12 protein-coding genes are annotated in these 14,097 nt (G+C 69.7%); 7 read left to right on the top strand and 5 right to left on the bottom strand.

Annotated features, from left to right (window positions below):
• Positions 1-190 precede the first annotated feature (190 nt).
• From ACIBKX_RS20375 to ACIBKX_RS20365, 3 genes are all read right to left on the bottom strand, one after another.
• Positions 191-919, bottom strand: a complete 729-nt coding sequence (locus tag ACIBKX_RS20375; RefSeq protein ID WP_363271677.1) for a chaplin — start codon at positions 917-919, stop codon at positions 191-193.
• 96 nt (positions 920-1,015) lie between these two features.
• On the bottom strand, positions 1,016-1,273 hold the full coding sequence (locus ACIBKX_RS20370) for a chaplin (RefSeq protein ID WP_363271676.1): 258 nt from the start codon (positions 1,271-1,273) through the stop codon (positions 1,016-1,018).
• 223 nt (positions 1,274-1,496) lie between these two features.
• On the bottom strand, positions 1,497-1,907 hold the full coding sequence (locus ACIBKX_RS20365; protein ID WP_363271675.1) for a rodlin: 411 nt from the start codon (positions 1,905-1,907) through the stop codon (positions 1,497-1,499).
• 202 nt (positions 1,908-2,109) lie between these two features.
• On the opposite strand from ACIBKX_RS20365, the gene ACIBKX_RS20360 reads away from it, so the two are divergent.
• From ACIBKX_RS20360 to ACIBKX_RS20330, 7 genes are all read left to right on the top strand, one after another.
• Positions 2,110-2,520: a rodlin gene (locus ACIBKX_RS20360; protein WP_363271674.1), complete on the top strand. Its 411-nt coding sequence runs from the start codon at positions 2,110-2,112 to the stop codon at positions 2,518-2,520.
• A gap of 653 nt (positions 2,521-3,173) precedes the next feature.
• Positions 3,174-4,073, top strand: coding sequence for an LCP family protein (locus ACIBKX_RS20355; RefSeq protein WP_363271673.1), 900 nt, complete (start codon positions 3,174-3,176; stop codon positions 4,071-4,073).
• Positions 4,074-4,184: 111 nt separating this feature from the next.
• Positions 4,185-4,592: a rodlin gene (locus ACIBKX_RS20350; RefSeq protein ID WP_363271672.1), complete on the top strand. Its 408-nt coding sequence runs from the start codon at positions 4,185-4,187 to the stop codon at positions 4,590-4,592.
• A gap of 113 nt (positions 4,593-4,705) precedes the next feature.
• Positions 4,706-5,005 carry a trypco2 family protein gene (locus tag ACIBKX_RS20345; protein WP_363271671.1) on the top strand — a complete coding sequence of 100 codons (300 nt, stop codon included), beginning with the start codon at positions 4,706-4,708 and terminating at the stop codon, positions 5,003-5,005.
• An 11-nt stretch (positions 5,006-5,016) separates the two neighbouring features.
• Positions 5,017-6,084, top strand: a complete 1,068-nt coding sequence (locus ACIBKX_RS20340) for a trypsin-like peptidase domain-containing protein (protein WP_363271670.1) — start codon at positions 5,017-5,019, stop codon at positions 6,082-6,084.
• Between the two features lie 124 nt (positions 6,085-6,208).
• Positions 6,209-6,376, top strand: a complete 168-nt coding sequence (locus ACIBKX_RS20335) for a hypothetical protein (protein ID WP_399375842.1) — start codon at positions 6,209-6,211, stop codon at positions 6,374-6,376.
• Between the two features lie 32 nt (positions 6,377-6,408).
• On the top strand, positions 6,409-8,226 hold the full coding sequence (locus ACIBKX_RS20330) for an HEXXH motif domain-containing protein (protein ID WP_363271669.1): 1,818 nt from the start codon (positions 6,409-6,411) through the stop codon (positions 8,224-8,226).
• A gap of 60 nt (positions 8,227-8,286) precedes the next feature.
• On the opposite strand, the gene fxsT is transcribed toward ACIBKX_RS20330, so the two are convergent.
• Positions 8,287-12,144 carry an FxSxx-COOH system tetratricopeptide repeat protein gene (gene fxsT / locus ACIBKX_RS20325; protein ID WP_363271668.1) on the bottom strand — a complete coding sequence of 1,286 codons (3,858 nt, stop codon included), beginning with the start codon at positions 12,142-12,144 and terminating at the stop codon, positions 8,287-8,289.
• 440 nt (positions 12,145-12,584) lie between these two features.
• Positions 12,585-14,072: a hypothetical protein gene (locus tag ACIBKX_RS20320; RefSeq protein WP_363271667.1), complete on the bottom strand. Its 1,488-nt coding sequence runs from the start codon at positions 14,070-14,072 to the stop codon at positions 12,585-12,587.
• Positions 14,073-14,097 lie beyond the last annotated feature (25 nt).

The following is a 14,097-nucleotide window of genomic DNA, read 5'->3' as shown; positions in this document are numbered from 1 at the left end:
GCGGCGGTCAGATGGTGGACTGTGCCCTCATGGGACGGGCCAGGTTGTCCTCCGCCAGCCGTCGGCGTATCCGCCGTGGGTGGGCAATACCCCTTGCCGGGCCGGCTCGCTCTCCCTCCGGCGGGGAAGAGGCTTCAGGGCGTCTCTTCCCCGCCGTTCGGCATGCCGGGCCGCGACCGCCCGGTGCCGCTCAGTGGCGTGAGGCGGCCGCTCCCCTGCGGTAGAGGATCCCGCCGCCGATCAGCAGGGCGGCGCTCCCCGCGGCGACCGCCGCCAGGTTCTCGTCGCTGCCCGTCGCCGCGAGGCTGCTGTGTGCCTGCGGGCCGGGCGCACCGGCGGGCGACAGCTCCGTGACGGCCGGGTCCGACTCGTACCGGGCCGCCCGGTCCGTCTGTCCGGGCACGTGTACGTCGGGCCGGTGCGGGGCGGGCGGTGTCTCGTGCTCCGGGATGGCCGTCGGGGACGGCGCCTGCGCGTCGTTCGCGCAGCTGTTGCCGGTGCTCGGGTTGAGGCCGGCGGCCGCGTCGGCGGTGTTGCCGCAGAGGTTGACGGGCACCTTCACCGGGGCCTGCACGCTGTTGCCCGACAGGATGCCCGGTGACCGGCCGGCCTCGCCCTCGGCGGCCGTCGTGGCGGCGGGCCGCTCCTGCGGATTCGTCGAACCCCCGGAATTGGCACAGGAGTTGCCGGTCGTCGGATTCAGGGCGGCGGCCGCGTCGGCGGTATTGCCGCAGGCGTTCACCGGCACTTCCAGCGGCGCCTGCACGCTGTTGCCCGACAAGATCCCGGGCGAATCCGCCGCCGAGCCGTCCGCGTCCGCGGCGAAGGCGCCGCCACCGGAAAGGGAGAGGATTCCGGTCGCGGCGGCGGCCGTGAGCATTCCCTTGCTGATGACCTGCCTGCTGATGACCTGTCGCACTCTGGTTGTCTTCCTCTGAGCAGTGGAAAGCCGGCCTTGGAGTCGCAGCGACAGTCCAAGGCCGGCCCTGAATCAGCCTGTCGGCCGGGGGCTACGTCACTCGTTGACGCAGGTGTTGCCGAACGCCGGGTTCAGTACGGCGATCACGTCGACGCTGTTGCCGCACACGTTGACCGGGACGTGCACGGGAACCTGGACGAGGTTGCCGGAGAGGACGCCCGGCGACCCGACAGCGGCGCCCTCGGCACCGGCGTCGGCGAACGCGGGGGCCGCCATGCCCATCGCCATGACGACACCGGCGATGAACGTCGCGCTCTTCTTGTGCTTCACAGATCTTCCCTTCTCAACGGTCATGCCCATATGGCAGTCGAAACCGAGCGGGCCCATCATTTGTGACCCGCACCATGACCGGCAATCTGCAAACGAGATAAAGGTGCGGAGGAAACCGGCGGATTTCATCCCGTCGGTAAATTCACCCGAATTACCGCAAGGGGCAGCCGCATTAACGAGGAAAAAGAAGGAGCTCGGGCCGCCGGCCTGGGACAGGCGGCGGCCCGAGCGGCCTCACGTCTGAGGGTCAGCCGTTGAACTCACCGTTGCCGGAGAGCACCGGGATGTCGTTCAGGATGTGCGACAGCGGCTCGTCGCCCTTGGCCTGCGTGGAGTTCTCGGTGCACTGCTGGTTCTGCGGGGCGGACAGCACGTTGATGTCCTGGACCGCGATCGGCACGAGGCCGACGATCGAACCGACGTTGCCCTTGACCGGCAGGCCGACACAGGGCTTGTTCAGCGAGCCCTGGACGAGCCCGAGCTGCGGGCTCATGTTGCCGTGCGTCTCGGAGTTGCCGAACTCCTGCATGGCGCCGTTGCCACTGGCGGAGGTCGTGCCGTGGTCGTCGCCGATGGCGAGCGCCGACGGGGCGGCAGCGGCCGACATGCCGACGACGGACGCGGCGACGGCCGCTGCGGCCATAGCCTTCTTCATCATTTCGTGTTCCTTTTCTGACGGACGCATAGGTCACTGCGCCCTACTCAACCCATCGGTGTGAGTTTGGGTTTCGGGGCTTCACTCGGTTGGCCGCGACCGCCCCCGCGCTGCTCCGAAAGAGTGAAGCGGAGCAACCATGCCGGGGGCACGGAGTTAATCAGAGCGCTCCGGCGAACGGGGTTTCTCCAGAAGGGAATTACTTGTGATCAAGAAGGGTATGGCTGCGGCTGCGGTCGCCGTCTCCGTCGTCGGTATGTCGGCCGCCGCGGCCCCCAGCGCGCTGGCCATCGGCAACGACAGCGGCACCACCTCGGCGAGCGGCAACGGCGCCCAGCAGGCGTTCGGCAACTCCGCCACCTACGGCAACATGAGCCCGCAGATGGCGCTCATCCAGGGTTCGCTGAACAAGCCCTGCATCGGCCTGCCGGCCAAGGTCAACGCCGGTTCGATCGTCGGTGTCGTGCCGATCGCCGTGCAGGACATCCCGGTCCTGTCGTCGCCGCAGAACCAGCAGTGCGTGGAGAACTCCACCCAGGCCAAGGGTGACGAGCCGCTGTCGCACATCCTGGACGACATCCCGGTCCTGTCCGGCAACGGGGCGGGCAACCACTGATCTCCCCAGCATCGCCCAGCGGGCCGCCGGTTCACCGGCGGCCCGCTGTTCGTCGCCCGAGGCGCCCGCGTCAGCCGCGCGGCCAGTGGTCGCGCGACATGAGGGCGTGCCATTCCTGGTCGGGACGGCCCGGCACGGTCCTGCCCTGCCGCTCCCAGGAATCCTGCAACGACGAGTAGATGGGCTCCGGAGCGCGATGCTCCCGTGAATTCCTGCTCACTGGAATGAGGCCCTGCCGTTTCCAGCGCCTCGAGAAGTCGGCCATGTCCCCTCGCCTTCGACGGGAGTGTGTCGAGCAATCTGTTCCTGTTTCGGAAACCGGCGAAACTGCACGGCTTAGGGCGAACGAGTTGTTCTTCGTGCGCGCCGCGAAGTCCGCGCACCCGGCGACGCCGTCGATCGGCTTACCGTCTCTGCGTTCCTGTTCCCCCGCGGCGGAGTTCAGTTTGCGCACTCACCTCAACTCATCCACCGGCTCCAGGGGGAATCGCCGGCTGCGCCTGGCGATCCCGGGGGTCGTACTGCTCGCTGTCGCGGCCGCCGTCGGAACCGCGAAGGCCCTGCCGCAACCTGTCCAACGCGTCGATGTTTCCGGCGTTTTCGGCGACGTACAGAATCGTCCGAAAGAGGGACCGGGCACGAACATCCTCCTGATGGGCACGGACGGCCGCGACACCATCACGGAACAGGAACGGCGCGAATTCCACGCGGGCGGCGTCGCCTGCAATTGCACGGACACCCTGATGCTCGTCCATGTGTCCGAGGCGCGTGACCGCGTCAGCGTGGTGAGCCTGCCCCGCGATTCCTACGCCGAGATCCCGGCCCACCGCGACGCGGTCACGGGAAAGCGGCGCGCCGCCCATCCCGCGAAGATCAACGGCGCCTACGCGGAGGGCGGGCCCGCGCTGTCCGTGCGCACCGTCGAGGCGATGACCGGCGTACGCGTCGACCGGTATCTGCAGATCGACTTCCGGCGCTTCATGGACAGCGTGGACACCGTCGGCGGCGTACGGGTCTGCACGCCGCGGCCCCTCAGGGACAAGGTGACCAAGCTCGACCTGCCGCCCGGCGAGCACCATCTGGCGGGCGGCCAGTCCCTGCAGTACGTGCGCTCCCGGCACATGGACGCGACCGCCGACTTCGGCCGGATCCAGCGCCAACAGCGGTTCCTGATCGGCGCGTTGACCGCTCTGCGTACGGAGAACGTGCTGGCCGACCCGATGCGGGCGGCGGAGCTCGGCCGGACGCTGCTCGGCGCGACCAAGGCCGACCAGGCCTTCGGCGAGGAGGAGTTGATGTCCCTCGTGTCGGAGTTGAGTCAACTCCCGCCGTCGGCAATGGAGTTCACGACCGTTCCGATCGCGGGCTTCAACCACACGGTGAAGGGCGTCGGATCCACTCTCAAGTGGGACCGCGCCAAGGCCGCCAGGCTGTTCGCGAAGCTGACCCGCGACCGTCCGCTCGTGCCGCGAAACGCGCAGGTCAGGCCCAACGACCCGCCCAGAGTGGGCAGTCATGTCACCGTCCGCGGCGACACCTTCGCCTGCGGCTGAGCCAAACCAATCGCTAGGCCAACCGGGTCATACGCCGAAACCATCGCGAGATCAGGCAGTTGATCATCATGCGGCTCTGCCAACGGAGCCCGCTCCTTGAAGGGAATCAAAATGAAGAAGCTGTGGGCATCCGCCGCCATCGCCGCCTCCGTCGCCGGAATCTCGGCGGGCGTTGCCTCCCCGGCCATGGCCATCGGTGACGACTCGGGCACCACGTCCCTGAGCGGCAACGGCGCCCAGCAGGCGTACGGCAACTCGGCCACGCACGGCGACATGAGCCCCCAGCTCGGGCTCGTCCAGGGCTCGCTGAACAAGCCCTGCATCGGCCTGCCCGCGAAGGCGAACGTCGGCTCGATCGTCGGCCTCGTGCCGATCGCCGTCCAGGACATCAACGTCCTGTCCGCGCCGCAGAACCAGCAGTGCACCGAGAACTCCACCCAGGCCAAGGGTGACGAGCCGCTGTCGCACATCCTGTCCGACATCCCGGTCCTGTCCGGCAACGGCGCCGGCAACGGCTGAGCCGTCGGCTGAGCAGTCCCATGAGGGCCGGCCGTCGTCGTGCCGGCCGGCCCTTTCGGGCTCCCGGGCCCGGCCTCCGTGTGGGGGCGACATACCGGGGGTAGGGGCTCGGCGTGATTGAACTCGCCGAGATGATCGCGCAGTTACGTGGGGAACTCGCCGCCGCCATGACCGCGGCCGAGCACGAGGAACTGCGCTTCGAGCTGAGCGCAGTGGAGCTGGAGGCCGAGTTCGCCGTCGAGCGGACCGGCGGAGCGGACGGCAGGATCCGCTTCTGGGTCGTCGAGGCGGGAGCCTCCGGCCAGCGGACGAAGAGCACCACCCATCGGGTCACGCTGACGCTGGATCCGCGCGTCCGCGGCACGGGAGAACGGCCCTACGTCGCGGGTGACACGACCCCGCGCGAGCGCTGAACAGGTTCGCCGTGCCGGGGCCAGGGGGGCTTGAGGCGGCGCGCGTCGCCGAGGTGCTGGTGAGCAGGCCGGGCGGGCAGCCCGGCAGGCGCGGGTCCGGATATCGCGTGGGGGACCGCTGCGTACTGACCGCCGCGCATGTGGTCGCCGGCCCGGTGACATCGGTGCAGGTGCGCTTCGACGCCGATCTGCCAGGGGAGTGGAGCGCCGACGTCCGCGTCGTACTGCTCTCGGCAGCCGTGGACGTCGCGCTCCTGGAGATCGTGGGCCAACCGGCGGGGCCACCGGGCGTCGGGCATCCGCGGTACGAGGCCGTGCCCGAGGCTGATGTGGTGCTGAACTTCAGCGCGCTCGGGTTTCCCCGCTTCAAGCTGCGCGAGGACAGCATGCGGCTGCTCGACGACGGATCGCCCAGCCAGTACCGCGACTCCTGCCATGTCACGGGCACGGTCTCCGTCCTCTCCAACCGCCGTGAGGGCACCCTCGAACTGGCCGTCCTGGCGCCGGGCGCCGACCCCGAACCGGCGCACTCGCCCTGGGAGGGGATGTCCGGCGCGGTGGTGTGGTGCGAGGGCGCGATCGTCGGCGTGGTCAGCTCGCATCACCGCTCGGACGGTCTGGGGCGGCTCGCGGCCAGTCGTGTCGAGCGGTGGTACGACGTGCTGTCCTCGGCCGAGTTGATGCAGTTCCGCCACCATGCGGGACTGCCCGTCCGGGAGGCGGGCGGGGCCGCCGCGGCGCCCGAGGGGCCACCGGCGCCCCCGAGCCTGGTCGGGCTTCCGTCCGACCTGCCGCTCCAGGAACTCCTGGGTCTGGTCGACGCGTTGGTGGAGATCCCGGCACTCCGTGACACCAACAGCCTCAATCTGGTGCTCGCCATGATCAGTTCGGAGATCGCCGCCAACCGGCCACGTGACACGCGGCTCAGAATGGACATCTACGGCATCGTGCACACCTGTCTGCGCTATCAGGGCACGCTCGATCAGCTGCTCGAAGCCGTACGTCTGATGGAAGGTCCGTCGTCGGAAGTGGCCCGCATGGACCGGGAAGCGGCCCAACTGGCCAAGAGGTACTGCTGACTTGATGTCGGGGGCGGCTCGGATGCGGGGTTTCGCGGCGTGCCGTGCTGGGTCATCATGAGGGAGAAAGGGACAGCGCATGCACGGAATCGCGGGAGGGGACTTGGCAGCCGTGGAGCAATCGATGCCTGCCGTCGAGTCCGATCTCGTAGATCTCTCGGGGGTTTCTCTTGAAGCGCTGCGTTCCATGGACGACAGTGCCATCGCGGGGTCGCTCGGCTCGCTGCTGCACCACATCGACGAGGCCAGGGCCATCACGATGTCGTACGGCGGGCCGTCCCGCTTCGACTGACGGGGCCACCGCGACGCCGCGGCGGACGGCTCATGCCGGATAGGCCCGCGGCGCTGCCGCACCACCGGCTTTCGGCCGCCGGATTCCACGCCCTCGCCCGAGGTGAGGGCGGCAGGGCCGTGGTCGAGGAGCTGCTCGCCGCCGAGCGCAGCCGCCGTCTGCTGTTGCTGCGCGCGCTCTATGACGGGCTGCCGGAGAGCGGTGGCGCGCTGCCCTCGCACCGGGAGGCGTGGTCGCTCCTGGAGGCCGCCCAGGGGCATTCGCCGGACGTCTTCGAGGACATCCTGATGTCTCCGCACACGGGGATGTGGCTGTCCATGGCGCTGCGCCGGCTGCGGGGCGCGCCCTCCGAGGACGTACCGCTGTGGGCCGTCGCGGGGCATCTCTCGGCGCTCGCCGCGGCCGCCGGCGCCCGCTGTGACCTGGACTTCTCCATTACCGTGCCGGTCCGTCGCGGCGTCGCGTTCCTGCCGACGCTGGGGTGTGCGGAGCTGTCCGTGGCGGAGCCGTGGAGCACCGCGCGGGTCGAGGCGCGTGCCGGGAAGGTGCGCATCGCCGGGGCGGGCGGTGCGGTGGTGGTCTCGCCGGGGAACGGACGAGGGGCCCCTGGGTGGCACTCAGTGCGCCGACTGGAGTTGGGAGCGGCGCGGCCTCAGAAGCGGGTGGCACTGGAGGAGTTGGATCCCTACCGGACGTTCCCCCGGCCGACCGAGCCGATGCTGCTGTCCGCCGCCGAGGCGCGCACCTGGGAGAGCCTGCTCCGGGAGGCCTGGGAGGTGCTGCTGCGGGACGAGCCGGAGACCGCGGAGGCCATGCGCGTCGGGCTGAAGTCGGTCACGCCGACCCCGGCGAGAGAAAGGTTCCGGCCGCACAGCGTGACCGCCGGTGATGCCTTCGGCGGTGTCATGGCCTCGTACCCGGACGACGCGGCACAGCTCGCCGCCACGCTGGTGCACGAGTTCCAGCACATCAAGCTGGGCGGTCTGATGCGGCTGCGGCCGCTGAACCGGAACGACCCGGAGGAAGGGGCCGAGGAGCTGTTCTACGCCCCCTGGCGCGACGATCCGCGTCCGCTGGGCGGACTGATGCAGGGCATTTACGCCTTTGCCGGGGTCACCCGCTTCTGGCGCGCGCACCGGTTCTCGGCCCGGGCGGCCCAGGCGCCGCTGGCCCACTTCGAGTTCGCGCTGTGGCGCACCCAGGTGGCGGCCACGGTGCGCCTCGTCCGCAGTCATGAGCGGCTGACCCCGCTGGGTCTTCGCGTACTGGACGTGCTCGGTGAGCGCTGCGACGCCTGGGAGGCGGAGGTGGTGCCCGCCGCCGAGCTGGCGCTCGCACGGGAGGTGGCGGCCGACCACCGGGCCCGCTGGCGCGCCCATCATCTGCGGCCGCCCGCCGGTGCGGTGGAGGAGGCGATGCGGGCCTGGCAGCGCGGGGACGAGCGGCCTCCCGCCGGGCTTGCGGACGAGCCGCTCCTCGTGCCGGACACGGAGAGCCGCTTCCTGGACACGGCGGCGGTGCTTGCCCGCTACCGGCTCAGCGGCGCCGACGCCGACATGCGGGACGTGGAGGGCGCCGACGACGCGGACGTGCTGCTCGCCCGCGGTGACGGGGACGCGGCGCGGGACGCCTACGTCGTACGACTGACGGGGAAGGGCGCGCCGCCGGCCGCCTGGTCCGGTCTTGGGCGGGCGCTGGCTCTGGCCGGGACGGAGGCGCACAGGGGCGCGTCACGGCTGCTGCGGGACTTTCCTGAGCGGGCGTGCGCCGTGCAGGGGGCGCTGGAGAACGCCACGGGGGAGTGCGCCGATCCCGTGCGCCTCGCGGTGTGGCTGGGGCGGGGTGCCTAGGACTGGGCAGGGCGCCTAAGGCTGGGGCGGGGCATCTGGCACCCCGCCCCGCCCGGACGGCTACAACGGCACCGGGTCGATGTCGCAGTTGAGCCGCTGGCCCGCCTTGGCCTGCAGCGTCGCCGGGTGCGGAGTCGCGGGGTCCGAGAGCAGCCGGGGCGCGTCGAGGACCCGCTCCATCCGCGCCAGGGTGTCGGCCCGCAGCGCGCGGCCGTCCGCTTCCTCGCCCAGCTCGATGAGGTCCATCGCCAGGTTCCCCGCACACGCCAGCGTGGTCGGGTGGTCGTCGCCGAGCACGGAACGGCACAGGTCCAGCGTCTGCGCGCCGATCGCCCGTGCCTCGCGGTGATTGCCGAGCGCGGCCAGGTCGCTCGCCAGGTTGATGGCCGTGGCGAGCACGATCGGGTGCGACTGGCCGAGCCGCTCGGTCAGTGACGACAGCGCCGCCTCGTCGAGCCGCCGGGCCTCCTCCGGCTGGCCGAGCAGCCGCAGCGTGACGGCCAGGTCGACGTCCGCCGACAGCACGTGCGGATGCTGCGGCGCGAAGACGTTGCGGTACTCCTGGCAGGCCTTCACGCCGCGCTCGCGGGCCGCGTTCAGGTCGCCGTTCTGGCGCAGGGCCACCGACAGGGTCAGGGCGGCGATCAGGGACGAGGGGTGGGAGTCTCCGTAGCGCCTGGTGAACTTCGAGTACGCCTCTGTGGCCAGCTCCAGGGCCTGTGCGTGGTCGCCGGCCTTGCGGCAGGCCTCGCTGAGCTGACGTACGTTGCCGATCGTCGCGGGATTGCCGCGGCCGAAGACGTCGCGATAGGCGTCGAGCACGGCCTGCTGGCGTGCGCGTGCTCCTACGTAGTCCCCCGTTTCGCGTACGTCGATGGCGACGTTGTTCTCCGTGAGCAGGGTCCGCTGGTGGTCCTGGCCGAGCACGCGCAGACGCAGGGCCAGGGTGCGCTCGTCGAGCTCGAGCGCCTTTCGGAAGTCACCGGCCTGGCGCAGGCTCGTGCCGAGGTTGTGGGCGGCTTCGAGGGTCGTGGGGTCTTCTTCACCGAAGGCGATACGGGCCCGTTCGTACACCGTGGCGTCCAGTTGGGCGCCCGCGGCGAAGTCGCCCTCGACACGGCGCACGGCCGCTTCGAGGTTGATCGCGGCCAGTGCGTCCTCGCGGGTGTCCTCGCGGCCTTCGGGGGCGGTGCGTTCGTAGATCTCCTTGAGCTTGGCCATCAGGTCGACGGCCTCGCGGTGCCGGCCGAGCACCCAGTAGAGGTAGCAGAGCCACTGGCCCATCAGCAGCGTCTGCTGGTCCTCCTCGCCGAAGACGGCCTGCCAGGTCTCCCAGGCCTGCTCGGAGAAGTCCAGCGACACCTCGTGGTCGCCCCAGTAGTAGAGATACCGGGAGATGTTCATGACCAGCTGACGCACCCAGGGCTGGTCGGACTTGATGGCGTCAGAGGCGATGACATGTCCGTAGAGCTCCGCGTAGCGCGGCCAGTTGGCGGCCGCGTTGGGCGCCTTCGGGTCGGCGGCGGCCAGCAGGGTGTGGGCGCCATGGCGCATGCGGGACTGCTCCTCTGGAGTCATGCGGTTGTTCAGCACGAGCTGGACCAGACGGTGCATCTCGATCGAATTCGTACGGTGGTCGATGCGGGCGAGGGAGTAGCGGTTCACCTCCCTTATGGCGCGCGCCAGGCGCATCGGGTCGTTCAGTGTGGCGTCGAGCTCGGGGAAAATGCTGCTGTTTCCGAGCCCGGAGAAAATGGAACGTGAAATCGGGTCCGGCGCGAAGTACGAGCACAGCTGCAGCAGACGGAGGGCCGAGGGGCTGCGGGTCTCCAAATGGTCCAGCGACACGTTCCAGGCGGCCGCGACCGGAAGTTGATAGTCCGGCGGCGGTGCCACCTCGAGAAGTTCCGTCCGCTTGTTCTCGAAGAGCCGCAGATATTCGGACGCGGGCATGCCCGTCTCGGCACGCCAGGCGGCCGCCTGTTCCAGTGCCAGCGGCAGGTCTCCCAGCGCCTCGGCCAATTGGTCCGCTTCCTCGTCCTGGAGCGGCGGGCCCGAATGGCGCAGGAGTTCCTTGCTCTCCTCACGCGTGAAGACGTCCACTTCGAGGGAGCCGCCGACCAGACCCCAGCGCCGGTTGCGGGAGGTCACCAGGATCGTGCCGTTGCCTCCGGTCGGGAAGTAATGGCGTACCTGCTCGGGATTGTCGGCGTTGTCGAAGATGAGCAGCCAGCGGGAGAAGGGGCGGCCCTCGCGCAGTGCCTCACGCACCGCGGGACCGGCGATGTTCGCCTCCGTGCTGGTCTCCAGGCCAAGCCGTCCGGCCAGTTCCACGAGGGCCTGACCGATCTGGCCCGGCCGTTCGGAGGGAATCCACCAGACGATGTCGTACTCACTCTGATGGCGATAGGCGTACTCGATGGCAAGCTGGGTCTTGCCCACACCCCCCATGCCGTGAATGGCCTCGGGAAGCACGGTGGTCGTGCCTTCCCGCAACCGCTCGCCGAGCAGTTCCAGCAGCTCTGTGCGGCCGGTGAAATTGGGGTTGCGTGGCGGCAGATTTCCCCAGACGCGCGGCTGTGATGTGCGGTCCCCCTCTACCGTTTGCTGGGGCGTTGTCGACATCACCGATGCTCCTTCAGAATCGGGCCGAGAGACAGGGGTGGAACCGCTTTTCTCCAGGCTGACGGCGTACCGACGATCGTGCCAGCCAAGTACGCCTGCCAGCAGGGCGGCGCGCTGCATAAAGCGACCGGAGAGTGCCCTCAGCGCCGCTAATTCCACGCGGAGGAAACCGATGTTGCGGCTGTTCACCCGAGGCATGGCCAAGGTGTCCAGGGGTTCTGCGGGGGATGGGAGTAACGAGGCGGCCTCCGTGCCGTCACCGGCCACCAACGCGCGTACGTCGTGCATGATGCGAGCCGTGTCACTGCGGCGGCCCAATGCCAGCAGTTCCTCGCGGATGTTCGGCGCGAAGGAGAACGCCACATCCGTCACCTCGTCGCCCTGTGCCCCGCTGGGCCGGACGAGTCCGCTCATCAGCAGCTCCGAGGCGTGCACGGGGCCTGCTCCCGGTGTGGTCTCGAGGACCTTGCGGATCAGCGGGAGGCTGAGGGGTACGGCTGATAAGCGGGTCGCGAGAGTGAAGGCCGTGGGTGAGGCTCCGGCCCGGAAGTCCGAGACCCGCTCCGCCGCGGGAACGGTGCTGTGCGGGTCGGGGACGTCGTCCGTCCAGGGCAGGGCGCGCGCGGCGTCGGGCCTGCGCTTCCACTCGCGGGCGCGGATGGCGGAGAGTTCCAGCCAGGGGGTTGGGCCGGTCGGTGGGCCGGTTGGCGGGCCGGCCGTGGGACCGGCTGTGGTTTCGGCGGCTTCGGGACCTTCGGGGGCTTCGCGGGCTTCCACGGCTTCGAGAGCTTCGGGGCTCATCACCAGGTGGGTCCAGGCCTCGGCCCAGCGGTTGGTCAGTGCCAGGACCGGTACCAGGACCGCGTCCTGTTCGACCTCCGGCTCGTCCGGGTCGCGTGACTCCACCGGAGCCTCACGCAGCTCCCATTCCAGCTCGCTGTTGGCGGCCCAGGGGCGGGCGGCGCGCAACCGGACGCGGCTGACGTCCAGCCCCGTGCGGTACCAGAGGTGCTGCGGCAGCACATGCACGACGGCGACCGGGCACATGCGCCCCCAGGCGCGCAGCAGGGGCATGACGGCGCCCGAACGCCACGCGGCACCGAGCCCGTCGGTCACCACGAGCACCACGCGGCGCAGTTCCTCGTCGGAGCCGCCGAGTGGTTCCTCCGGGCGTAACCGGGCGGGATCGGTCTCGTCGGTGCCGAGCAGGCGCAGCACGCGTACACGTGAGAAGTCGCCCACCCGGTTCAGCTCGCCGATCAGTTCGCCGACCGCCTGGTCCCACACCCGCATCGTGACGTGTGTGTCTATGACCAGAACCGCTTCGGCGCGCTCCTGTCTGCCCGACCGGCCGGGTCCCGACTGCCCGAGCCTGCCGAGAACGGACGCGGCTTCACGACGTGCCCGCGTAGCCGGTCCTTGTCGCTGCCCATCGTCATCGTGCCGCATATGCGCCCTCAAGGCGTCGTGGTGACACTGACAGTTGTGCGGAGTCCCGCAGAGCGCGGGCGTGCGTGACATCCACACGCGAAGCGTGACAGTGCGCCCGCTCCGCAAGCAAGTCCGCAAGCAAGGGGGTACGGCGGCATGGACTGGGGCGCACGAAAAGCATGCTAGGAGACGCACTGTGGGCGGGTAAAAGCCGCACGGCAGCGGAGACTTGCCGGTTCATGGCGCGGCACCCCCTCTCGCCGTTTGCGGGAGGTTCATGGACATGTGGCCGGTGGTCCCGTTCAAGTCGTCACCGGCGCACGGTCGGGGCCCGGCGGTCCGGGTCTGCGTTCCGGATCGTCGAGCAGGATCGCCAGATGGCGTCCCACGTGGTTGTCCCAGCCCTCGGGGCCGAGCGCCAGTGCTTCCCTCCGCCAATTTCCGGCGCGTGCGAGAAGCCCGGACAGGCCCCGGTCCTGGACCAGGTCGGCGACCGCTTCCTTGAAGTCGGGATCGCCGCAGTCGCCCCTGTGCCAGATCATCGCCGGGACACCCGCGCGCAGGCCCGCCATGAACTCCCGGTGGCTGGAGGGGGAGTCGGTGCCGGGCGGCTGGCTGAGGACCAGACAGACCGCGTGGTCGTCCTCCTTCAACTCGCGCTCCAGGTGGAAGTGCGACTGGTCGGGCCTCTTCCAGTACGAGTGGCTGTCGGCCGGCTGTTCCTTCAACTGCCGCCATTTGTTGTGCCAGGGGCGGTGCCAGGCGGCCTTGCGCAGGCGCTCGAAGCTGCGGACGAGAACGGAGTAGTCCATCACCAGCGGAGTCGGAGATTCCGTCGAGGACTCCTTGTGCCACCACTCCACCGGTTCTGAGAGCAATTCCCACGGGAGAATGAATTCCAGGACGACGGGCTGTCTCAGATCCGCCCACCGCTCCTCGGTCTGCTCGATGAGCGTCTCCACCTCGGCGGGCAGGTCGTCGCGGTGAAGATGCAGGGTCTCGCCGGGGACCGGATGCCAGCCCTCCGCGTCCGACTGCCTCCAGTGGGAGAGGAAATAGCGTTCCGGATCCACTCCGTCCGGCTCGAACTGGATCATCAGGTAGGCGGGCACCATCACGGGCTGCGGAGCGTGCCGGTCCACGAGGCCGCGCTGCCAGTCGGCCATCGTGTCCTCCAGGCCCCAGGCGCGGGCCTGTTGCCGGTTCCAGCGACGCAGGTCCTCCGCTGCCTCCATCTTCCTTTCCTCCACCAGCCGGTCGGCGGCCAGGGCCAGGAACGCCATGCACACGGGGAGTTCCTTCGCGGCTGAGTTGCCGCCGGCCAGTCGTAGGAAGACTGCCCATCCCGTGTCGCACCACGCGGGCAACTCCTGTGTACGGGAGCGGCTGGCCCGCCGTGCCAGTGTGGCGAGGGTGGATGAAGAACTGATGTCCCGCAGGACAGGTTTGAGTGGCCGCAGGTCGGCGCCGTCGAAAAAGTCCACGGCCTCCCACTCGTCCACCAGGCGCAAGAGCGACGAGATGGCCGTGGACCACTGTTCCAGATACCGCAGGCAGCGCACGAGGCACGGGAGCCCGTCGGGGATCTCGGCGCAGTGCTCCACCAGGCGCAGCAGCCAGGGCCGCAGCGCGTCGTTGCGCGGAGGTTCCACCGGTGAGCTCAGTTCTTTGTTGAGCATGCTCACCCAGAGGTCCGCGCTGTTCCCCTGGCGTACCGTGCTCGATTCCTGCAGTACGTCGACGATTTCGGCGACTAACTCGTTGCGAACCCTCGCAGGGCTGCGTTCCACCCCCGTGACCTCCCGATCGCCACCA

This window comes from Streptomyces sp. NPDC050658 (genome assembly GCF_044457025.1).
Taxonomy (GTDB): domain Bacteria; phylum Actinomycetota; class Actinomycetes; order Streptomycetales; family Streptomycetaceae; genus Streptomyces.
This window is presented reverse-complemented; position numbering and strand designations above follow the sequence as displayed.

Coding starts and splice junctions, on each gene's coding strand:
- ACIBKX_RS20370 (WP_363271676.1), bottom strand. CDS start 1,273: ATGACCGTTGAGAAGGGAAGATCTGTGAAGCACAAGAAGAGCGCGACG.
- ACIBKX_RS20365 (WP_363271675.1), bottom strand. CDS start 1,907: ATGATGAAGAAGGCTATGGCCGCAGCGGCCGTCGCCGCGTCCGTCGTC.
- ACIBKX_RS20355 (WP_363271673.1), top strand. CDS start 3,174: ATGGGCACGGACGGCCGCGACACCATCACGGAACAGGAACGGCGCGAA.
- ACIBKX_RS20350 (WP_363271672.1), top strand. CDS start 4,185: ATGAAGAAGCTGTGGGCATCCGCCGCCATCGCCGCCTCCGTCGCCGGA.
- ACIBKX_RS20335 (WP_399375842.1), top strand. CDS start 6,209: ATGCCTGCCGTCGAGTCCGATCTCGTAGATCTCTCGGGGGTTTCTCTT.
- ACIBKX_RS20330 (WP_363271669.1), top strand. CDS start 6,409: ATGCCGGATAGGCCCGCGGCGCTGCCGCACCACCGGCTTTCGGCCGCC.
- fxsT (WP_363271668.1), bottom strand. CDS start 12,144: ATGCGGGTGTGGGACCAGGCGGTCGGCGAACTGATCGGCGAGCTGAAC.